At 68.2% G+C, this 20,886-nt stretch carries 20 protein-coding genes and 1 tRNA gene; 10 read left to right on the forward strand and 11 right to left on the reverse strand.

Features of this window, described 5'->3' with window-relative positions; all coding sequences use genetic code 11:
- Nucleotides 1–2: 2 nt before the first annotated feature.
- Together C8263_RS02740 and C8263_RS02745 are read left to right on the forward strand one after the other, a co-directional pair.
- Nucleotides 3–212, forward strand: coding sequence for a CopZ family metallochaperone (locus C8263_RS02740; RefSeq protein WP_107136582.1), 210 nt, complete (start codon nt 3–5; stop codon nt 210–212).
- Nucleotides 212–559 carry a metal-sensitive transcriptional regulator gene (locus C8263_RS02745; protein ID WP_408608026.1) on the forward strand — a complete coding sequence of 116 codons (348 nt, stop codon included), beginning with the start codon at nt 212–214 and terminating at the stop codon, nt 557–559. Before C8263_RS02740 ends, C8263_RS02745 begins: the two co-directional genes overlap by 1 nt.
- Nucleotides 560–642: 83 nt before the next feature.
- On the opposite strand, the gene C8263_RS02750 is transcribed toward C8263_RS02745, so the two are convergent.
- Both C8263_RS02750 and purU read right to left on the reverse strand, forming a co-directional pair.
- On the reverse strand, nt 643–1,086 hold the full coding sequence (locus C8263_RS02750; RefSeq protein ID WP_146160560.1) for a hypothetical protein: 444 nt from the start codon (nt 1,084–1,086) through the stop codon (nt 643–645).
- 91 nt (nt 1,087–1,177) lie between these two features.
- The gene (gene purU / locus C8263_RS02755; RefSeq protein ID WP_107136584.1) at nt 1,178–2,071 is read right to left on the reverse strand and encodes a formyltetrahydrofolate deformylase; all 894 of its coding nucleotides are present in this window, start codon (nt 2,069–2,071) and stop codon (nt 1,178–1,180) included.
- 45 nt (nt 2,072–2,116) lie between these two features.
- Between purU and C8263_RS02760 the strand changes: the two genes are divergently transcribed.
- From C8263_RS02760 to C8263_RS02775, 4 genes are all read left to right on the forward strand, one after another.
- Entirely contained in the window at nt 2,117–3,208 is a 1,092-nt protein-coding gene (locus C8263_RS02760) for an aminopeptidase (RefSeq protein WP_269845088.1), read from the forward strand.
- A gap of 112 nt (nt 3,209–3,320) precedes the next feature.
- A complete protein-coding gene (locus C8263_RS02765; protein WP_107136585.1) occupies nt 3,321–3,791 on the forward strand; it encodes a hypothetical protein in 471 nt (156 codons plus the stop codon).
- Between the two features lie 10 nt (nt 3,792–3,801).
- On the forward strand, nt 3,802–4,341 hold the full coding sequence (locus tag C8263_RS02770; RefSeq protein WP_158263729.1) for an AAA family ATPase: 540 nt from the start codon (nt 3,802–3,804) through the stop codon (nt 4,339–4,341).
- The gene (locus C8263_RS02775; RefSeq protein WP_146160562.1) at nt 4,338–4,784 is read left to right on the forward strand and encodes a hypothetical protein; all 447 of its coding nucleotides are present in this window, start codon (nt 4,338–4,340) and stop codon (nt 4,782–4,784) included. Before C8263_RS02770 ends, C8263_RS02775 begins: the two co-directional genes overlap by 4 nt.
- Before the next feature lie 216 nt (nt 4,785–5,000).
- Here C8263_RS02775 and C8263_RS02780 read toward each other — a convergent pair whose 3' ends face one another.
- Entirely contained in the window at nt 5,001–8,057 is a 3,057-nt protein-coding gene (locus tag C8263_RS02780; protein WP_233218599.1) for an NAD(P)-binding protein, read from the reverse strand.
- Between the two features lie 262 nt (nt 8,058–8,319).
- Between C8263_RS02780 and C8263_RS02785 the strand changes: the two genes are divergently transcribed.
- A complete protein-coding gene (locus C8263_RS02785; RefSeq protein WP_146160563.1) occupies nt 8,320–9,948 on the forward strand; it encodes a GGDEF domain-containing protein in 1,629 nt (542 codons plus the stop codon).
- Between the two features lie 26 nt (nt 9,949–9,974).
- On the opposite strand, the gene C8263_RS02790 is transcribed toward C8263_RS02785, so the two are convergent.
- From C8263_RS02790 to C8263_RS02800, 3 genes are all read right to left on the reverse strand, one after another.
- Nucleotides 9,975–10,538, reverse strand: a complete 564-nt coding sequence (locus C8263_RS02790) for a hypothetical protein (RefSeq protein WP_107136590.1) — start codon at nt 10,536–10,538, stop codon at nt 9,975–9,977.
- Between the two features lie 58 nt (nt 10,539–10,596).
- Nucleotides 10,597–11,154, reverse strand: coding sequence for a C39 family peptidase (locus C8263_RS02795; protein ID WP_107136591.1), 558 nt, complete (start codon nt 11,152–11,154; stop codon nt 10,597–10,599).
- Nucleotides 11,155–11,273: 119 nt separating this feature from the next.
- Nucleotides 11,274–12,872: a peptide chain release factor 3 gene (locus tag C8263_RS02800; RefSeq protein WP_107136592.1), complete on the reverse strand. Its 1,599-nt coding sequence runs from the start codon at nt 12,870–12,872 to the stop codon at nt 11,274–11,276.
- 345 nt (nt 12,873–13,217) lie between these two features.
- Here C8263_RS02800 and C8263_RS02805 point away from each other — a divergent pair, with 345 nt between their 5' ends.
- Nucleotides 13,218–13,988, forward strand: coding sequence for an SIMPL domain-containing protein (locus tag C8263_RS02805; protein ID WP_107136593.1), 771 nt, complete (start codon nt 13,218–13,220; stop codon nt 13,986–13,988).
- 42 nt (nt 13,989–14,030) lie between these two features.
- On the opposite strand, the gene C8263_RS02810 is transcribed toward C8263_RS02805, so the two are convergent.
- Nucleotides 14,031–14,549: an arginase family protein gene (locus C8263_RS02810; RefSeq protein WP_332888916.1), complete on the reverse strand. Its 519-nt coding sequence runs from the start codon at nt 14,547–14,549 to the stop codon at nt 14,031–14,033.
- A gap of 218 nt (nt 14,550–14,767) precedes the next feature.
- Entirely contained in the window at nt 14,768–15,055 is a 288-nt protein-coding gene (locus C8263_RS19540) for an arginase family protein (protein WP_233218600.1), read from the reverse strand.
- A gap of 299 nt (nt 15,056–15,354) precedes the next feature.
- On the opposite strand from C8263_RS19540, the gene C8263_RS02820 reads away from it, so the two are divergent.
- Both C8263_RS02820 and C8263_RS02825 read left to right on the forward strand, forming a co-directional pair.
- On the forward strand, nt 15,355–16,269 hold the full coding sequence (locus C8263_RS02820) for a S1C family serine protease (RefSeq protein WP_233218601.1): 915 nt from the start codon (nt 15,355–15,357) through the stop codon (nt 16,267–16,269).
- Nucleotides 16,270–16,426: 157 nt separating this feature from the next.
- Nucleotides 16,427–17,008 carry a helix-turn-helix transcriptional regulator gene (locus C8263_RS02825; RefSeq protein ID WP_233218602.1) on the forward strand — a complete coding sequence of 194 codons (582 nt, stop codon included), beginning with the start codon at nt 16,427–16,429 and terminating at the stop codon, nt 17,006–17,008.
- Here the strand turns inward: C8263_RS02825 and C8263_RS02830 are convergent.
- The 3 genes from C8263_RS02830 to C8263_RS02840 form a co-directional block, all read right to left on the reverse strand.
- Entirely contained in the window at nt 16,998–19,427 is a 2,430-nt protein-coding gene (locus C8263_RS02830) for an EAL domain-containing protein (protein ID WP_107136596.1), read from the reverse strand. The genes C8263_RS02825 and C8263_RS02830 overlap by 11 nt on opposite strands.
- Nucleotides 19,428–19,579: 152 nt before the next feature.
- Complete coding sequence (locus C8263_RS02835; protein WP_107136597.1) at nt 19,580–20,305, reverse strand: metallophosphoesterase; 726 nt, start codon at nt 20,303–20,305, stop codon at nt 19,580–19,582.
- Between the two features lie 56 nt (nt 20,306–20,361).
- Nucleotides 20,362–20,438 (reverse strand) — tRNA-Pro (locus C8263_RS02840).
- Between the last annotated feature and the right edge of the window lie 448 nt (nt 20,439–20,886).

Genomic DNA, 20,886 nt, shown 5'->3' on the forward strand with positions numbered 1-20,886 from the left:
CCATGACCCAGATTGAACTGGATGTAACGGGCATGACCTGCGGCCACTGCCAGGCCGCCGTGACCAAGACTCTGAAAAGCGTGCCCGGCGTGCAGGACGTGCAGGTGGACCTGCAGACCGGGAAAGCCGTGGTGCAGGGCGCGGCCCAGCCCGAGCAGCTGATCGCGGCCGTGCAGGAAGAGGGCTACGGCGCCCAGGTTTCGGCCCCCTGATGACCCACGATCCGGCCGCCGCCTGCCCCGCACCCACCCCCCAGGAGGGGGTTGAGGCCCACACCCACGCGGGCCACCTGTGCATGCCGGAAGACAGCCGCAAGCGGGCGGCGCGGCGGCTGGCCATTGCGCGCGGCCACCTGGAAAGCATTCGCCGTTCGCTGGACGACCCCCACGTGTACTGCGTGGATGTGCTGCGTCAGATCAAGGCGGTGCAGGGCGCGCTGGACGGCGCCGCCAACGTGGTGCTGCGCGGGCACCTGGAAGCCCACGTGGCGACCGCCGCCACCCGGGGCGACGAGCAGGAACTGGTGGACGAACTGATGGACGTGCTGAAGTACCTGTAGGGTTCAGCTTCCGTTCCACACCCGCACCACACGGCAGAGGGCAAGCCCCATTGAGGCTTGCCCTTCCCGGTTGAACCCAGCCCTTACGCGCCGAAGAAGCGCAGCAGGGGGCGCCACCAGGGAATGGCCAGCAGCACCGTCAGCAGGGCCAGCCCGCTCCACAGGGCCGCCGCACCAAACTTCGCCTGATCGCCAGTCGCCTTGCGGGCGCGGCTGCTGGCCAGCGTGGCAAACACCGCCGCCAGCAGGCCCAGGCCCAGGTGCTCCCATTGAAAGCTGGAGCGCGGGGCGCCGGCAAACACCGGGATGTTCTGCATGCCCATGAACGCGAACAGCAGCAGGCCCAGCACCACCTGCAGGTGCAGGCTACCCATAAACGCCACCACCGGGCGGCGGTCGGCCGCCGTGTAGGCCCGCCCTGCCGAGCGGCCCATCAGGCTGGCCGCCACCGCCCAGATGCCCGTGAGCAGAATCACCCAGCGGTTGAGGTTGTGAAGGGTCAGCAGCACCAGATACAGGCTTTCCATGCCCATCAGCCTATCGCTTACCGAGCGGTCAGCTCAAGGACACGAGCGGCGGGCGGAACACGGACACCCCTTGTGGTTCCCCCGGCAGTGCTCAGAACACCACGGTTTTGTTGCCGTGGACCAGCACCCGGTCCTCCACATGGGCCTTCACCGCGCGCGCCAGCACCTGCCGCTCCACGTCGCGGCCCAGGCGCATCAGGGTGTCCGGGGTTTCGCGGTGGGTCACCGGCACCACGTCCTGGGCGATGATGGGCCCGGCGTCCAGTTCCTCGGTGACGTAGTGACTGGTGGCGCCGATCAGCTTCACGCCGCGCTGAAAGGCCGCGCGGTAGGGGTTGGCGCCCACGAAGGCGGGCAGGAACGAGTGGTGAATGTTAATGACCGGCTTGCCGAACGCGGCCAGAAAGTCGCCCGAAAGAATCTGCATGTAGCGGGCCAGCACAGCGAATTCGGCGCCCGCTTCCTGCAGCAGCCGCACCTGCTCGGCCTCGGCCTCGGCCTTGTTCCCTTTGGTCACGGGGACCACGTGAAAGGGCAGGCCAAACATCTCGGCGTCGCGGCGCAGGTCCTCGTGGTTGCTGATCACCAGCGGAATCTCCACATTCAGTTCACCCCGGCGCTTGCGCCACAGCAGGTCCAGAAAGCAGTGGTCGTACCTGCTCACCAGCACCGCCATGCGCCGGGGCTCGGTGGTGTAGCTCACGCGCCACGTCATGCCAAAGGGCGCGGCCACCACCGCTGCAAAGGCCCGCTCGAAGGGCTCCCGCGCGAGGTCCAGCCCGGCCACATGAAACTCCATGCGCATGAAAAACGTGCCGCCCTGGGGATCGGTGCTGTGCTGGTCGCTGTGCAGGATGTTGGCGCCGTGATTGTGCAGAAACTGCGACACGGCGGCCACGATGCCGCCCCGGTCCGGGCAGGTGATGGTCAGCACAGCGGTGTGGTGGGGATCAAGCGCGTGGGGAGCGGAAGCCGGAGCCGTCATATCCGGCGAGCATACCCCGCCCTGGGCAGTGGTAGCCTCGCGGACGTGCAGACGAACCCTCTTGTCCCCTACGACCCGGAGCTTCACGCGGCGCTGCTGGCCGACTACTGCCTGATGGCCGGGGCAGGCGAGCGGCTGCTGGTGGCGGGCGGGCAGGAGGCCACGCCGCTGCTGCGCGCCCTGACCCGCGCCCTGCTGACCCGGGGGGCGCGCCCGGTGCCCCGTGTGGACTACCCCGGCCAGGATGAGGATTTTGCCGAGCTGGCCAGCGACGCCGTGCTGGACGCCGCCCACGCCGCCGATCTGGCCGACGTGCAGGCGCTGGACGGCAGCCTGCGGGTGCTGACCCCCACCCCGGGGACGCCGGTGGACGCGGCCCGGCGCGCCCGCCTGCTGGCTGCGCGGGCGCCCATCGCCGCCGCGCGCGCCCGCAAGAAGTGGAGTCTGACCCTGTACCCGACCGCGCACGCCGCCGCACAGGCCAGCATGGATGCAATGCAGTTCGGGGATTTCGTGATGCGCGCCATGTTCCTGGACCGCCCGGACCCGGTGGCCGCCTGGGGCGAGGTGCGCACCATGCAGGCCCGGATCATTGAACGCCTGAGCCGCGCCGACGTGGTGCGGATTGAAGCCCCCGGCACGGACCTGACCCTGCGGGTGGGCGGACGGACATGGGCCAACAGCGACGGGCGGCGCAACATGCCCAGCGGCGAGGTCTTTACCGGGCCCCTGGAGGACAGCGCCGAGGGCGTGGTGACCTTCACCGTGCCCGCCGAATACCAGGGGCAGGTGGTGCGCGGGGCGCGGCTGGAATTCCGGGGTGGGCTGGTTGTGGACGCCACGGCTGAAGAAGGCGAAGCCGTCCTGCACGCCGCGCTGGACACCGACCCCGGTGCCCGGCGCCTGGGTGAACTGGGCATTGGCACGAACAGCGGCATTCAGGTGCCCACCGGCAACATCCTGTTCGACGAGAAGATTGGCGGCACCGTTCACCTTGCCATTGGCAAGAGCTACCCCGAAACGGGCGGCGTGAACGCCAGCGCCGTGCACTGGGACCTGATTACCGACCTGCGCGCGAGCGGGCGCCTGAGCCTGGACGGCGAGGTGGTGCAGGAAAACGGCCAGTTCGTGATTTAAGGCCATGCCAAAATACTGGCCCCGTCTCCGAAAACCTCACCCGAGCAGTCTGTCTGTGCATGTCTGGGTGGATGACTTACCCGCTGGTTACCAGTTGCCGCCTGGAACAGAAGTGCGTGTCGCTGGGGGCCGCCCGGGTTCCTGGCCGGAGCGCCACGCGGCGGTCAGTCTCGACTTCATCTCTGGCTTTCCACGTTTTGGGCTGCTGGGCGGCACCTTCACACCCAAGTCTGAGGGCGACTTCGTGGTGGTGTTGCCAGCGCCAGTGCCGCTGGACGACGTGCCTTATGGTGAAGCGCCAGATCGCCGCGCCGGGCTCCCCGGCGAATTTCACGCTGCCGTGCTGCGGGGGCTGGCCGAACCCACAGCATCAGAGCCATTTGCCCTCCCCGCTGGCACGCTCACGCTGGAGGCGGCCGGGCACGATGTGGTGGGCACCTCCAGCCTCGTCATGCTGCGGGTGGCCCAGTCGCTGCGCCGCCTGCTGGCCCTGCCCAGCTTCTCGGAAGCCCTGCTGACCGATCCAGCCCTGTACGAACTGCGCCCGGCAGCTGAGCCTCCTTCTCCCCTGTCCAATCGCTAGCATGACCCGCATGACTGGTCCCATCTGGGTGTTCAGCGGCAGTCCGGGCGCGGGCAAAACCAGCGTTTCGCGCGCGCTGCTGTCACGTTTTCCGCTGGGGCTGCACCTGCCTATTGACGATCTGCGCGAACTGGTGGTCTCGGGGCTGGCCCAGCCGGCGCTGGACCATCCGCCCGAGGCCGTGCGGCAGTTTGCCCTGGCCCGCACGGCCGCCGCCCACCACGCCCGCCTGTATGCCGAGGCGGGCTTTGCCGTGGCCATTGACGACGTACTGTGGCCCACCGACGTGGCGCCCATGGCCGCCCACTGGGCAGGGCTGGACGTACGCCCGGTGCGCCTGTACACCACCCTGGAGGTGGCCCACTTCCGCAACCGAACCCGCACGAACAAGACCTACGACACCCGCGTGCTGGCGCCGCTGATTGACGGCCTGTACGGCCAGATGCCGCCGCAAAGCTTCCGGGAAGCCGGCTGGGCGGTGGTGGACAGCACGCACCTGACCCTGGAGCAGACGGTGGAGGCAGTGCTGGGGCTGACATGGCCCGTGTGAGCGACCCAGCCGTGGTCTCTGGCACCTGGTTCGTGGTGCGCACCAGTCTGCCGCTGTGGCACACGCGCGACAACCCCAGCGTCACCTACGCCCCACTGCCGGACGGCCGGGTAATGGACACGGTGCGCTTCACGCGGCGCGGTCGACCCGGCTTGATCGTGGGGCTGGACCGGCCCCTGCCGGGCGGCGGCTGGGAATGGCGCGGCCTGAGCCTGCTGACCCGCTGGACCCCCAGCCGCTGGCAGGTGCTGCACGCCGAGGATGTCTGGGCGGTAACGGTCTTTGCCCGCACCCCGTTGACCCCGGCCGGCCTGGATGTCTACGCCCGCACCCGGGCCCTGAGCCCCGCGCAGGAGATCAGAGCCCACGAAGTGTTGCGAGGCCTCTCCGGGGCGCAGCCGTTTCTGGCTGACCTGTTCTTCCCTGTTCACGACGAGGGATAGACCGCCGACGGACCGGGCCGCCCTTTCTCATACAGATTCCGAAAAATTCCGTAACGTGTTCCGGAATTTTTTCGACCAGCGGAAGAAGGAAGAAATACGGATTTCCGGGAATTGGGCTGGAACAGCGCCGAAGGCGGGGAACATCCAGCTCTTTCCCGGATGTTACGGAAATGGACGGCAGTCCGTATCACCTGCCCGGCCCGTCATGCCACCCGGTTACACGTCCCGTTCGCCGGGAATGGGCGCCTTCTTGCCCGTGACCGCCTGCGCGGCCTGCATCCCGGCCATCACCGCCGCTTCCACGCAGCCCGCGTTCAGGCCCGTGTTCAGCCAGTCGCCGGTCAGCACCAGATTGCGGTAGCCGGATTCGTCGGCGCGCAGGCGGTGCTGGCTGCTGCTTACCACGCTCATCACGTAGCGCTCGGAGGGGTCCATGTTCGCGCGCCAGTACTGGGCGTCGAACCGGGCCTCACCCTGGGTGTCGTCGGGCGCGCTCAGCAGGTTCCAGTTGAACTCGCCGGCCGGGCCCACGGCGGGCAGCAGGGCGGTCAGCTGCTGCTGCACCTGATTCAGCGCACCCGCCCTGGCCTGCTCGGCGCAGTGGACGGGAAAGGCGGTGTCACTGGGCGGCGGCAGGCCCTCGTCGGGGAACACCGAGCAGAAGTAAGACACATTCTTTGGGGCCCCGGGGGTGTCTGGCCAGTCCTCCCGGCACAGCAGCTGGTCCATGGGGGCCCAGGTGTCGTAGGGTTCGGTAAAGCCGCTCAGCACGGGCTGCTGGCCGTCCGGCTGCGCGGTCCAGCCCAGTTCCGAGAGCGTCTGGTTAAACCACAGCTGATACGCCTGGGTGGGAACGGTTTTCACGAAGGTGGTGGCGTTCTTCAGCGCCTCGCTGCCCGCCACCAGCTCCGGGGCCACCAGCGGCACCGAGGCCACCGACACTCCCAGAATCACCCGGTCAAAGTCCACGCCTTTTGTCAGCGTGACTTCGGGCAGCGGTTTGCCGAACGTCTGCTCGTACACCTGCGGCCAGGTGCTCCAGTGCGATTCCAGATTGGCGCCGCTCTGCCGCAGCGCCTGGGCCTCTTCCGGCAACAGCTGGTCCAGGTTGGGCCTATTCGGCCAGCAGGCCAGTCCCTTCACGTACACGAAGGGGTCGTAGTGGGCCTCGCCGCTGGCCACGGTGGCCTGCCGGGTCAGGCGGATGGTGCCCACCTCGTCGCCGTCGCGGGTCAGTGCCTCGACCTTGTGGAAGAACTTGAACTTCACCCCGCGTGCCCTGAGGGCCTGATAGGCAGGCGAGAAGATGGTGTCGCCCATGCCGGCCTGCATCTTGTACATGATGCTGCCCTTGTAGCTCAGGCCAATCTTCATCATGGCGCGCAGCAGGGTACCGGCTTCCGCGTTGGGGCGGTCATAGTCGCCGCCCTCGTAGGCGAAGATCAGGTCGTAAAAGCCGCGAATGACCGCGCTGTTCACGCTGTAGCGCTCGTTGGCGCCGTGCTTCAGCAGCCAGTCGCGCAGGTCAATGTCGTTGATTACGTCAAAGCCGCCCTTCAGCACCCCGTCACGCAGCAGGCCCAGCAGGGTGGTCACGCCCAGGTCCAGGCAGATGTAGGCGCGCCTTATCTCGTCGTCGCGGTCCAGCAGGGCGCACAGCAGATGGTCAATCCAGCCCTTGATGCCCTGCAGGGTGTGGGCCAGCAGACTGTGCTCGTTCTCGTTCCCCTGCAGGCGCGTGGGCAGCGCCGAGTCCAGCTGACAGGCGCCCTCGACGGTGTGCAGCACACTGGCGGCCAGATGCTCCACATCGGCCTGCAGCGCGGCGGCGAGGTGGTGCAGCCAGGAATCGTGCTGCCCGGGTTGCTGCTGCGGGGCGGCCACAGGTTCGGGCACGTGCAGGTGGCAGATGTCCGCCAGCCACTTCCTGATCTGGGCCAGCAGCGCCTGCGCGGCCTCCCACAGCATGGGGTGCTCGGCACCGTCGCCCGGGGTGCCGGGGCGGTGCGGGAACATCAGCGGCCAGGGGCGCCATGACTCGCCAATATGCTCGCTCAGGACGATGTAATCGTGCGGCTTAAAGGCGTCCTGCCACGTCGCCAGCGGCGCGCCGGGGGGCCGTCCCAGGTCGCCGTAGATGCCCTGAATCATGCGAAAGGCGTTCTCGTAGAAGCCAAACCAGATGTGCAGGCCGTGTTCCTCGATGCGCTGCCCCGCCGCCGCGTTGCGCCCACTGGCACCCTTGCCGCCCAGGCGCCAGCCCATCTGGTACAGGGTGATGTCGTATTTGTCCTGCCAGTCCTTTTCCTGCGTCAGGTGGTACGCCGCACTGATGGCGCCCACGCCGCCGCCCAGAATGGCGATCTTCTCGGGTGGGGTGCGGGCCGGGGGCGTGAGCTCCTGGGCCTCGGTGACGGTGAAATCAAAGCGCACCTCAAAGGGCAGGTGGGCAGGCTGATCGCCCAGGGAGAGGCCCAGCGTCTCGTGCAGGGGAAACGAGGCGAAGTCGTGCAGGGTACAGGTATAGCCCTGCCCGAACAGCTGGCCCCCATGCACGGCGTTCACCACGGCGGGCGCGGCCACCACGGCCTGATACACCGCCCCCACCCCCGTGCCGTCTGGAAACTGCTTCAGGAACAGCTGGTCGGTGCGCGGCTCGGCCAGCAGCGACAGCAGGTCTTCCCAGCCGGCCAGATCGGGAATCAGGAAGTCGGGCAGGTGGGCCAGCCCCTCAAAGGCGCCGCGCACCAGATCCCCGAAGGTCTGAATGGGCCGGGCGCGGTCCTTCAGGCCGCCCAGCAGGCCGCCGCGCGCGTGGGGCGTGAGCTCCAGCAGGGGGTGCCACGCAATCTGGGTGCCCGGCGAGAAGGGCTCGAAGCCCTTGACCCGCAGCCGGAAATCCCCCGCCTCGCCTGCAGCGGGCATCTCGTACTGGCAGTCATATTTGGGGTAGCCGTACAGTTCGCGCCCGTTGATCAGCGCCATGGTGTCGTCCACCCAGATGTGCACCGGGTAGAAGTACAGGTGCTGCAGCCGTCCGCGGTCATCCAGTTGCCCCACCGGAATCCAGGTGATGATGTCGGTTTCGGTGATCCAGCCCTTGGCCGCGTCGCTGGGATGAGCAGAGTGCGCGTGGCCCACCCGCGTGAAGGTGAGCATGACGTAGGGCGACAGCACGCGAAAGGTGGCGTGGCCCTGCGCCGCGCGGTTCAGGCCCGCGTCCACAGTGGCCTGCAGTTTTTCGGGGTCGCCCTTCAGAAAGAAGCCGCGCATGTCTGCGCCCTGCAGGACCAGCGGCGCGTGCATGAGAACAGAGCCCGGAAGGAAAAGGTAATCAGGTCGGGGCATGGGTTCACGCAGTCTTCATGAAAAAGGGTGAGACCACAATGGGGGTATAGACCCACCCAACAGGCCAAGCCGACCGGCATCTCTGCAGGAAATGATGGCTGCAGCGAAAGGGCGGCGGGAGCGGCATGGTATCTGACGTGAGGTTCCTCACTTTATACTGAGGTCATTCTCTGGGAGGAAAGTGTTCGTGAACTCAGATCGCCGGTCCCGTACTGTTCTGACGGTTCTTGTCCTGCTGCTGGCACTGGTGGGACTGGGCCGCGCCGCCGCGTCGCCGGACGCCCTGACCGTGTCCTCTGCGCTGTACCGGGGCACAGCGGACGCTTTTCCCGCCACCGGGGCCGCCGTGCCCACCTGGAAACAGTCACTCCGCGCCGTTCCACGTGTGCGCCTGACCGGCGACGAGTCATGGCTGGTCATGGAGCTGCGTAACCCCAGCCAGAACCGCGAATGGGTGTTCTCGCCGCAGGGCTCCCTGATTGAACGGGTCAGCGCCCGGCTCTACCGCCAGGGCCGCCCGCCCCAGATCATCGAAACCGGCTACCGCGCCGAACACGCCTACATGCTGCACTATGGGGTGGACATCACCCTGGCCCCCGGCGAGCGGGCGTGGCTGGTGGCGCGCTTCAGCAGCCCCTTCTACGCCTCGCAGCCCGAATTCGTGGTCAGCTCCCGCGCGGACTACCGCCGCAAGGTCTCACGCGAAAACTTCCTGATTCTGGCCGCGCTGGGCGCACTGATTACTCTGTCGGTCTACAACCTGTTCGTGTACGCGGGCACCCGCAACCGCTCGTTTCTGTACTACGCGGCCTACATGCTCACCTACTGCGCGGGCTGGGCCTTTACCTTCCACATTCCCGCCGACGTGTTCGGGCTGCGCGACCTGCGGCTGCATTACCTGTGGTTTTTCCTGCTGCCGGTGCTGAACACGCTCTTCTACCTGCACTTTTTGCAGCTGGACACCCGCCTGCCGCGCCTGGCCCGTCTGAGCCGGGGCGTGATCTGGCTGTCGCTGGCGCTGCTGCCCAGTTCATTTTTCCTGCTGCCCTATGCCCACGTGCTGGCCACGGGCGCCATTTCACTGTGGCTGGTGCTGGCCCTGGTGGCGGGCGTGATCAGCTGGCGCCAGGGCTTTGAGCCAGCGCGCTTTTTCGTGCTGGGCCTGCTGGCCCTGTTTCTTCCGGCCGCGATTATCCTGCCCGGCAATGTGGGCCTCACGCCGGACGTGCCCTTCAATTCCGAACTGTTTACCCTGCTGGGCGGCACCCTGGACGGCCTGCTGCTGGCCTTTGCCCTGGCCGACCTGATCCGGCTGCTCAGCCGCCAGAACCAGGCGTCCATCGCCCAGTTGCGCCAGGCCCTGACCCTGGCGCGCACCGATACCCTCACGGGGCTGCTCAACCGCTACGCCTTCGAGCAGGCATTCAACGCATCCGGCAACCAGCTGCTGATTGTGATGGATCTTGACGGTCTGAAGGGCATCAACGACAAGCAGGGCCACCTGAAGGGCGACGAACTGCTGCGCGCCTTTGCGCGGCATCTGCGCACCCTGGAAGGCGAGGGCATCACCACCTACCGTCTGGGCGGCGACGAGTACGCTGTGCTGGCTCCCCCCAGCGAGGAAAAACGGTTGGTGGCCCGGGTGCGCGAGATTGAGAGCGAGATGCAGGCCGAGTACCCCACCTCTGGCGTGAGCTTCGGGGTGGCGCACACCGGCCACGCGCCCAAGATCTCGGCCTTCGAGGAAGCCGATCAGCGCATGTACCGGCAGAAGATGTCAAAAAAGGGCGTGGCGCGTCCGTCTCTGCTGACCTGAGACGCACGCGCTTCTAGAGACGAACCTCACTCCCCCTCAGACCGGGTGTACAGGTAGAGTTCGCTGCTGGTAGCGACCACCAGACACTGGCCTGTTGGGGAAAACCCTGTGGCGCGCAGTTCAGGCTCTCTGGCAATGACCGCGCAGCCTTGTGCAGCGTCTGCCTGCTCGTACCAAGTTGGCCGCTTCAAGATCACGCTGCGCACAGGCCACTCGAAAGTTTCTATGTTCACGGTCCAGCCATCGTAGGTGGTAGCGGGCAGCCCGCCCCCTGCCAAGCCAGCCATGCGCACCTGGTGCCCGGCCAGCACGCCAATACCTAGGGCCAGCAACTCCCCCCCGCTCCACCAATCCGAGCCTGTCTCTGCATCCCGGGCCAGCCGTTCGCCTGTTAAGCCGTCCACCACACCACGGCCCTGCGCAGACACGATCAAGAGCCAATCTGAACCTGTGCCAAAACCCACCTCAGTCAGGCCCCCCACCGCGCGTGAGGTGGTGAGCCGCCACGGCGCTGGAGGCCGCACCACCGGCAGCAGAGGCAGTTGCTGCTGGATATTGCGGATGTTCTGCCCAATATCGCGCCGGTTCATTCAGACACAATAGGTGCGGGCCAGGACGTTGAAAGCGCGCTAGACAGGAGCGTCTCCCCTAGCCCACCACTTTCCTGACCGTGGCCGAGAGCTTCGGCGGGTACATCAGGGCAAACTGGCCGCGCTGGTCGGCCCACACACGCGCCATATCGCTGTAGCGCATGGCCACGTAGCCCAGCAGCGGGTCCATGATGTACACCTGCGCCGACTGATCGTTGTAGCCCACCAGCACCCGCCAGTGCGGAATCACCCGGCCCGCCGCCGTGATGTGCGACTGCAGCGCAATCACCGGAATGCCGCTGCGAATCGCCGCCTTCACCGTGTTCAGGCTGCCGCCGGTGTACAGGCGCGCTTCCAGGCCCACCGTGGGCGCAAACTTCACGATGGCCTGGGCGCTCATGTACGAGCGCTCGGTGGGGCGGGTCTGGCGGCTGACCTCGGCCATGTTCATCTTCAGGCCGTAATAGGCCAGCACCTGGGTCAGGCTGGCGGGGCCGCAGGCATTGTAGGTCTGCCGGACCAGCGGCATCCCCTGCAGCACATACCCGGGCGGCGGGGCCGCCTGCGCCGAAGCCAGAACCAGCCCGCCGAACACCACCACAAAAGCCGCGCGCATCTGGGCAAAGATCGCACGCGGCCCATCACCGGAACCTTTCAGGGAGGTGGTGGGAGGTGGGTTGTCGGTTGCAAGAAGGGCTTTGCCCACAACCCACGCCCCACAGCCCATCACCGCCTCTACACCCTCGTCAGGTCCTTGGGCAGCGGCAGGAATTCAATTTCTGGGTGCTGCTCGGCGGTGTATTCCAGGTCGTACTTGCTGCGAAACAGCATCACGGGTCGGCCCTGGTCGTCTTCCACGTGGCGGGCAAAGCGGGCCACACCCGCCGGGTCGCCGGCCAGCCAGCGCACCAGCCCATAACTGGTGATATTCAACTCCACCTCCACGCCGTATTCCTCCTGCAGGCGGGCCTGAAAGACCTCGAACTGCAGCGGACCCACGGCGCCCAGGTAGGGGTCGCGCGCTCCATCGGTGGGGTAAAAGACCTGCACCACGCCTTCCTCGGCCAGCTGGGTCAGGCCCTTCATGAACGCCTTGCGCTTGCCCACGTCTTTCAGGGCAATGGTGGCGAAGGTTTCGGGGGTAAAGCGCGGAAAGCCCGGCAGGGTCACCTTGGCGTCCACACTCACCACGTCGCCAATCTGGAACACGCCGGGGTTCACCAGCCCCACGATATCGCCAGGGTACGCCTCTTCCACCTTCTCGCGGTCCTGGGCAAACAGGGTGTGCGCCTGCGACAGGCGCAGCTTGCGCCCGGTGCGGGTGTGGGTCACGTCCATGCCGCGCTCAAAGTGCCCGCTCATCACGCGCATGTAGGCGGTGCGGTCGCGGTGGGCACGGCTCATGTTGGCCTGCAGCTTGAAGATGAAGCCGGCAAAGGGCGCTTCCGGGGCGCGTTCGCCCAGGTTGGTGTCCACCGGACCTGGGGGCGGGGCCAGTTCCACGAAGTTGCTCAGGAAGTGCTCCACACCGAAGTTGTTCATGGCGCTGCCGAAAAACACGGGGGTCAGCTCGCCGTTCAGAAAACCGGCCGGGTCGAATTCGGGCATGGCGCCCTGAATCAGCTCCACGTCTTCCCGCAGCTTGGCGGCCAGATCGGCGCCCACCATCGCTTCGAGCTGCGGGTCGTGCAGGCCCGCCGTCTGCACAGGCGCGCGGTGCTTGCCCCCGGAGGTGCGCTCGAAGGCCAGCACCTGCGCCGTCTGCAGGTCGTACACGCCCTTGAAGTCCGGGCCGTCGCCAATGGGCCACGTCAGCGGCACCGCCGTGATTTTCAGCGTGCCTTCCACCTGCGCAATCAGCTCAAAAGGGTCCTGGGCGGGGCGGTCCATCTTGTTCACGAAGGTGAGAATGGGAATGCCCCGGTTGCGGCACACGGCGAACAGCTTTTCCGTCTGGGCCTGCACCCCACGCGCGGCGTCCAGCACCATCAGCGCAGAGTCGGCGGCCGTCAGGGTGCGGTAGGTGTCTTCACTGAAATCCTGGTGGCCCGGGGTGTCCAGCAGGTTCACGTGGCGCCCGGCGTACTCGAAGGTCAGCGCCGAGCTGGAAATGGAAATGCCGCGCTGCTGCTCAATGCTCATCCAGTCGGACTTGGTGTGGCTGCGGCCTTCCTTGGCGGTCACGGAGCCCGCTTCCTGAATGGCGCCGCCGTACAGCAGCAGCTTTTCGGTGATGGTGGTTTTCCCGGCGTCGGGGTGAGAGATGATGGCAAAGGTGCGGCGGCGGGCAATCTCGCTGGCAAGCGCCGCAGAGGGCTGGTCGGGACTCGTCATGGGAACTCCTGCGGGCCTGAGGGGCGCGGCCCGGCGGTCTGTGGGTGGGGGTAAGCGCGGTCTCGACTCTCGCTACGGGGGCGTGAGGAGTGCCGTCATGGGGCCATGATAGCGGCCCCAGGCACCGGGCGTCACGGGGCCCGCTGGCGGTGCTAAGTGCGTTGCGCCTCATGGTGCGACTGTTCAGGAGAGCACCGAAGTGTCTCCACTTCCGGTGCAACGCACTTTTTTTCGAGACTCGCTCTGCGGCGCCGCTGTTCCAGCCCGCTCGGTTGATCGGGGGCTTGGCAGCGAGCGACTTGACCTGCCGCGCCGGACCCGCCCGCCATCCCGTACGCTGGGGGCATGACCCCTGCTTCCCGCGCCGGCCTGAGCGCCGTGCTGGCCACCGCCATTGCCTCTGCCGCCTTTCTGGCCACCGGCTTCGTGGTGGTGCGGGGCCTGGCGGACCTGAGAAACGCCAGCGACGTGATTAACGTGACCGGCAGCGCGCGGCGCTCCATCACCTCGGACCTGGCGGTGTGGACGTTTACCGTGCGCAGCGCCAGCGACACGAGCCTGCAAAACGCCTATGCCCAGTTCCGGGCCGCGCAGCCTGCGCTGGACACCTACCTGCGCGGCCAGAACTTCGCCCAGGGCGAGCTGAGGCGCGAGCCTGTGAGTGCCGGGCCCGAGAGCTATAGCACGATTGAAACCATTGGCGGCGAGAACGAGGAAGTGCAGCGCACGCGCTACGTGGTCAGCCAGTCCTACCGCGTGCAGTCCGGCGAGATTGACCGGGTGCAGGCCGCTGTGGGCGCGGCGACCTCGGCCTTTGTGGACGCCAGCACCGGCGGCGTAACGGTGGAAAGCGGCGAGATCAGTTACCTGTACACCAAACTGGCCGACATGCGCCTGACGCTGCTGAAAGAAGCCAGCCAGGACGCCCAGCGCCGCGCCCAGGCCATCGCCCAGAGCGCGGGCAACGAGGTGGGCGCCGTGAAGACGGCCCGCATGGGCGTCTTTCAGATCACCCCGCGCTTTGAAACCAGTGTGGAGGACAGCGGCAGCTACGACACCAGCAGCCTGGACAAGGACGTGACAGCGGTGGTGGAAATTGACTTTGTGGTGCGCTGAGGGGGGGTGCTGAAGGCGCCGGTGCCCAGCGCCGCCTGTTGCTCAACGGGTCGCCGTTAGCGCCGCCAGCGCCTCGTCTATGGTGTTCAGCCGGGCCTGAATCAGGGTGGCGGGGTCACGGTGGTCGCCGCCCGCCAGCACCGTGACCAGGGGCGTGCGGGTGCGCGCGGCCCAGCGAAAGGCGCGGCGGTCACGCGCCCGCACACCGGCAAGATTCAGGGCAAGGCGGCCCAGCTGGTCGCCGGCCAGCACATCGGCGCCGGCCAGGTAAAAGGCGAAGTCGGGGGCAAAGGCGGTCACCACGGGCGCCACCTGCTGGGCCAGCGCAGCCAGATAGGCGGCGTCCCCGGTCCCGTCGGGCAGGGGCACGTCCAGACGGCTGCGCGCCTTGCGAAAGGGGTAATTGTGCTCAGCGTGCACGCTGACTGTCAGCACGTGCGGCTCGTCGGCAAGGAGGGCGGCGGTGCCGTTGCCCTGATGCACGTCCAGGTCCAGCACCAGTACCCGCGCGGCCTGGGCGGTGTCCAGCAGCCAGCGGGCGCTAAGGACGTTGCACCTCACGTTACGACTTTGCAGGAGAGCACCGCAAAGTCTCCACGCCCGGTGCAACGTCCTTTGTTCGAGACTCGCTCTGCGGCGCAGCTGTTCCAGCCCGCTCGGTTGATCTAAAGATCAACTGCGAGCGACTTATTGATACCTGCCGAGGTTGGTCACGCCCTGAGGGTTTGGCTCTCTGCGGAGGAGAGGAGAAATCGCCCTGCCTGTCGCCATGTGCCTCCTCATGATCCGGATGTCCTCTGTTCCCGATCTCCGCAGATATCAATAATCACCACATCGTTCAGAAAGGAAAAGCCCTCGGCGTGGTCGGCGTGGGCGTGGTGGGTGCCGCCGCCCAGGTTCAGCCCCCACCCCAGGCTCAGGGTGGCGCGCGTGGCAGTCAGGGTGGCGCCGCTGCTGGCCAGGCCGCGCGCGGTCACGGCTGGCGTCCAGGCAAAGCCCAGCGCGCGTTCTTCGGCCCAGGTGACCTGCCCCTCGCGCCAGCGGTGCAGATACGCCGGGTCATGCACCCGCTCGGCCAGTGCCCAGTCCAGATCGGGGGCGTCGTGCAGCGGGCGGGGGCCTGTTCCAGCAGGGTGACCAGAAATTCACGCGGCAGAAACTGGCGGCGCGGCGTGCCCTGCCCTGCAAAGGCCGCGTGCCGGAACGCCGTGTGGGCCCGGAAGGGATGCGGCGGCAACGTCACGCCCGCAGCGTAACTGGGCCGCCGCAGACCGGAAGGGCAGAGGCCGCCCTCCCCATTCAGCCAGGGGGCAGAGCTGGCCAACCGGAGGGCGTATGTTCGCCCCGCGCGGCGCACCATGGCGGCATGACCCTATTGACTGATCTTTCCAGCGCCATGGCCGACGCTGTTCAGGCCGCCGCCCCCAGTCTGGTGACCGTGCAGGCGGCCCGCCCCGTCAGCGGAACCGTCGTGGCCCCCGGGCAGGTGCTGACTGTGGCCCACCTGCTGCACACCGATGACGTGACGGTGCTGGGCGCCGGTGGCCAGCGCCTGAGCGCAGCGGTGGCAGGCCGCGACCCGTCCACCGACCTGGCGCTGCTGCGAATAGAGGACCTGGACGCCCCGCCACTGGCCCTGGCCGGCGGGGTGCGGGTGGGCGAACTGCTGCTGGCGGTGGGCCGCCCCGGCAGCGGCCTGCAGGCCACCCTGGGCTTTATGGCGCGCCTGCCCCAACCGGGGAACTGGCTGCCCACAGGCGCCGCGCCCTTCCGTGGCGTCAGCGGCGGGGCGCTGCTGGGGGCGGGCGGGGGGCTGGTGGGCCTGCTGAACGCGGGCGTTTCACGCGGTGAACTGCTGGCGGTGCCGGCCCAGCGCGCGCTGGAGGTGGCCGCGCTGCTGGCCAGCACCGGCCGGGTGCCGCGCGGCTACCTGGGGCTGGCCACCCAGCCGGTGCATTTTCCGGGTCCCGGGGACAAGCCAGTGGGCGCGGCGCAGCGCGACGGTCGGGGCAGCCCCTGGGGCCGGGGACCGGGGGAACGCGGCTGGGCGCGGCGCACCGGGCGCCTGGGCCTGACGGTGGTGCAGGTGGAAGCGGGCAGCCCTGGCGAGGCGGCCGGCCTGCGGGTGGGCGACGTGCTGCTGGCCCTGGACGGCGAGGCGGTGCGCCACCCGCGCGAACTGCTGGGCCGGGTGCGGGACCGTGCTGGCCAGTCCATCACCCTGAAGGTGCTGCGCGGCGGTGAGGAGCAGGACGTGACCGTGACCGTGGGGGAGCGCTGACCGCGCTTGACCCCGCCCGGGCCGGCACCTCAAGCGTTCTGACTCTTCCGTGGGGCTTGCCCTGTGAACAGGCACCCGCACCGCCGGGCGCAGGACGCCGCAGCTCTACCGGCCGCCGCTTTGACCTTCGCTGCGGGGCAGGGCGCTACCCTTGAGCATGACGCTGCCCGGGATGATCGCCCAGCCCACTGTGCGGGTGGCCCTGGGGTCCGCCGTGCTGGCGGCGGGCGTGGAGGCCATTCTGGCGGGGGCCGGGCTGTACCCGCCCGCCGGGGACGAGGGCCCCGACGTGCTGATCGTGGATGACCGCTGGCTGCCCGACGCCGCCGCGCTGGCCGGGCAGGCAGTGGTGGCACTGGGCTCGCGCGCGTGGGCAGGCACGCTGCACAGGGTGCTGACCGGCGGCTGGGCGGCCCTGCCCCCAGACGCCACGCCGGGCGAACTGGTGGCGGGCGTTCTGGGCGCGGCGGCGGGGCTGGTGGTGGCGCCGCCCGGCACCCTGTCTCCCGAAGCGGCAGACGATGACCCCCTGCCCGCCGAAGTCACCCTGACCCCCCGCGAACACGACGTGCTGGCGCTGCTGGCCGAGGGCCACAGCAACAAGCGCGCCGCCCGCGAACTGGGGGTCAGCGAGAGCACCGTGAAGTTCCATGTGCAGGCGGTCTTTACCAAGCTGGGCGTGCAAAGCCGCGCCGGGGCGGTGGCCCGGGGCGTGGCGCTGGGCCTGCTCAGCGTGTAAGGGGCGCCGGGTAGAACAGCCCGTGCAGGTCCAGCGCCTCCGGGGGCGCGGGGCGGGCGATCAGGTAGCCCTGAATCAGGTCGCAGCCCCAGTCCTGCAACTCACGCAGCTGTTCAGGGCGCTCCACGCCCTCGGCCACCACCTTCAGGCCCGCCTCGTGGGCAAAGGTAATCAGCGCGCGCACGATGGGCCGCGAGGACCGGCCCCCCTCCGGCTCGCCCTGGTCCTGAATGAGCGAGCGGTCCATCTTGAGCCACTGGGCAGGCAGGCGGTGCAGGCGGCTGATGCTGGAATAGCCGGTGCCAAAGTCGTCCAGCGCCAGATTCAGGCCCGTGCCGGCCATCGCCGCTTCGTGGGGGGTGCCGTCCTCGGCCATCACCGCGCCCTCGGTCACCTCCAGAATCAGGGCGTCGGGGTCCAGGGCGTATTCGGCCAGCAGGGCGCGCACGCTGGCGGCAAAGCCGGGGCGGGCGAACTGGCGCGGCGCCACATTCACGGTCATGCACAGCCCTGGCCACTGCGCGCGCCACTCGCGCAGCTGGCGGCAGGCCTCGCGCAGCACCCAGTCGCCCAGGCGCACTATCAGGTCGCTGGTCTCGGCCACCGGAATGAAGCGCCCGGGGGGCAGCAGGCCCAGCGTGGGGTGCTGCCAGCGCACCAGGGCTTCCAGGGCCACCAGTTCCAGGCTGCGCGCCTGCACGATGGGCTGGTAGTACAGCCGCAGTTCCTGGCGGTCAATCCCCACACGCAGGGCCTGTTCCAGTTCCAGCCGTTCCAGGGCCGCCGCACCCAGATCCGCCTGAAAGCGGCGCACCGCGTGGCGCTCGCGCTTGGCGAGGTACATGGCAAGGTCGGCGTTCTTCTGCAACGTGGTCACGTCGCTGCCGTCTTCAGGGGCCAGGGCCACGCCAATAGACGCCGTGACCGTCAGCTCGCGTCCGGCCAGCGTGAGGGGCTCGCTAAGCGCCGCCAGAATGCGCCCGGCCGCCGCCTCGGCTTCCTCGTGGGCGCGCACCCGCCGCAGCAGCACGGTAAATTCGTCGCCGCCCTGCCGGGCCACCAGATCGCCCTCGCGCACCGAACGCCGCAGCCGCTCGGCCACCTGAATGAGCAGCTGATCGCCCACCGCGTGGCCCAGGGTGTCGTTCACCTGCTTGAAATGGTCCAGATCGAGGAACAGCACGCCCAGCGGCTGGCCGCCCGCCACGGCCTCTTCCAGATGGCTCTCAAAGGCCGCGCGGTTCAAGAGTCCGGTCAGCGCGTCGTGCTGGGCCTGATAGGCCAGCCGCTCCTGGGCCTGTTGCAGCGCGGCGTTGGCACTGGACAGCTCCTGGTTGCGCAGCTGCTCCTGCGCAGCGCGGTGCTCCAGGCGCTCCACCTTCAGCTGGGTGGCCAGCACCTGGGTGCGGCGGCTGAGCACATCGGCCATCAGCGCCTGTTCGGCGGTGGCGGCGCGGCGGGCGTGGTGCAGCGCCTCGCGGTACAGCCCCAGCGCTTCCAGCACCCCGGACAGGTGCAGGTTGGCCTCGGCCTGCCGCAGGGTCAGCCGCAGCTCGTCGGCCAGGGCCACCGCCTGCGACAGCACGGCGCGCGCACCCTCCAGTTCGCCCTGGCGCGACAGCACGCGGCCCCGGGTGACCAGCACGTCGCACAGGTTCTCGCGGTCGCCCAGTTCCTCCGAGCCCTGCGTGGCGGCCTCTGCATGGGCCAGGGCTCCCTCCAGGCGGCCCAGGGCCAGCAGATTGGCCGCCATGTTGGCCAGCAGCAGAAACTCGTGCTGGCGGTACCCGGCTTCGCGGGCGCGGGCCAGGGTGGTTTCATTCAGCGCCAGCGCCTCTTCAAAGCGGCCCAGTTCGTGGTAGTCCAGCGCCGCGTTGATGGACGCGCTGGAGATCAGGATGGGGTGCCCAATCTGCCGGGCCAGTTGCAGGGCTTCCAGGTGATAGGGCAGTGCGGTGGCGTAATCGCGCAGGTCCAGGTACAGGTTGCCAATGTTGTTCAGGGTGCGCCCCTGCCCCACCCGGTCCCCAATGCCCTGCACCATCTGCAGGCAGCGCAGGTGGTATTCCAGGGCCTCGCCCACCTGACCGGTCTTCACGTGGGTGATGGCCAGCCCGTTGAGGTTGCGCGCTTCAATGGCCGTCAGGCCCAGGCGGGCGGCCAGCGCCGCGCTCTCCTGAAACGCCGCGCTGGCTTCGGGGTAGTTGGCAAGGTAAAAGTGCCCGTAGCCAATGAGCATCCGGGCGCGCGCCACACCCGCTTCAAAGCCGCTGCGCTCGGCCAGGGCCAGCGCCTGGGTCGCCAGGTCCTGGGCACGCTGCATGGAGAGCATCAGCACCGCGTCGGCCTCGTCGTTGAGGCGGTCCACTTCCTGCCACGCGGCAGGCGAGGAGCGCAGAGAAGACGTTTGAAGCGGCATGGGCAAGCACCTCCGGGGCCGGGCATAGGAACAGCAGGCAGCCTGACCTGAGAGGTTGAAGATAGGGGGCGCCCTCTCACAGACTTCTGAATCTGGGGGAATGAATTGACAGCCCTGCGCGGGCCGCTGTGCAGGGGCCCGTGCAGGGCAGCTCAGCCCGGCACGCCGGGCGCCGGCGCGTCTGGCTCCAGCAGCAGTTTGGGGGTGAATTTTAGGCCGTCGGCCGCCACCAGGTGGGCAGGAATGCCGGCCACATGGCGCATGGCCCGCTCGGGCGGCACGCCGTGCAGGTGCCCGTACACAATCAGGTCCGGCCGGGCACCTTCAATCACGCGGGTCAGGGGATTGGCCGGGTAGGGCGGGGTGGCGGGCGGATAGTGCAGCATCAGCAGCAGCCGGTCGCCGGGCTGGCGCAGGGCCTGGGCAGCCGTCACGCTCAGGCGCAGGCGCTCGGCCTCGCGCTCCAGCAGGCGCCCGTCGTCGGCCGGGAGGGGCTCGTGGCCCGGGGTCAGCCAGCCGCGTGTGCCGCACACCACCACGTTGCCCACCCGCACGGCGTCGTTCACCACCGCCAGCATTCCCGGGGGCAGGGCGGCGCGCAGTTTGCTGGCGGTGGGCCACCAGTAATCATGGTTGCCGCGCAGCAGCACCTTGGTTCCGGGCAGCGCCGCCACGGGCGCGAGGTCCTGCATCGCTTCAGGCAGGCGCATGGCCCACGACAGGTCGCCGGGCAGCAGCACGAGATCGCCAGGGCGCACCACCTCGCGCCAGCGGTCGAAGATGGCCTGCGGGTGCCCGGCCCACTGCGGCCCGAACACCGTCATGGGTTTGGGCGTTACAAAGGCCAGGTGCAGATCGGCGATGGCGTATACGCGCATACAGGGCTCCGGTACAGAAAAACCCTCCCGCGCTGGGGAGGGCCGTGGTCCTAAGCTGGTCGGGGCGAGAGGATTCGAACCTCCGACCCCTTCGTCCCGAACGAAGTGCGCTACCAGGCTGCGCTACGCCCCGAAGTCCGACCAAGCACCCACGCCACAGGCGGCAGGGCAGGGGGTAGTCTACGCGCGCGCTGGGGGGGTGTCAAGCAAACGGCGGATGGTGGATGGCAGATGGCTCCAGGGCAGACTGAGGAAGGTCTGACCTGATGTGAAGGCGGCTCTGGCTGTCCTGTGATACGGATTCCGTTCATTTCCGTAACATCCAGAAAAGAGCTGGATGTTCCTTCAATTCCCGGAAATCCCTACTTTTTCCCTCTCCCTCCAGTCGGAAAAACTCCATGACACGTTACGGAATTTTTCGGAAGTCGTATGACTCAAGGGGCCAGCACCGTTGAGGGGGGCCTGTGACCAGGCTCAGAACGTAGCTTCCCGCTCTTGCGAGCGGCAAGAGGCTGGGCTTCGGAAGAGGCGTGAGCCGGCAAGAGGGTCCAGCAAGCTTCCCTCATCCCTGCAGGGCCCGC

Origin of the sequence: Deinococcus arcticus (genome assembly GCF_003028415.1) — a bacterium.
In the GTDB taxonomy this organism is placed as follows: Bacteria; Deinococcota; Deinococci; order Deinococcales; family Deinococcaceae; genus Deinococcus; species Deinococcus arcticus.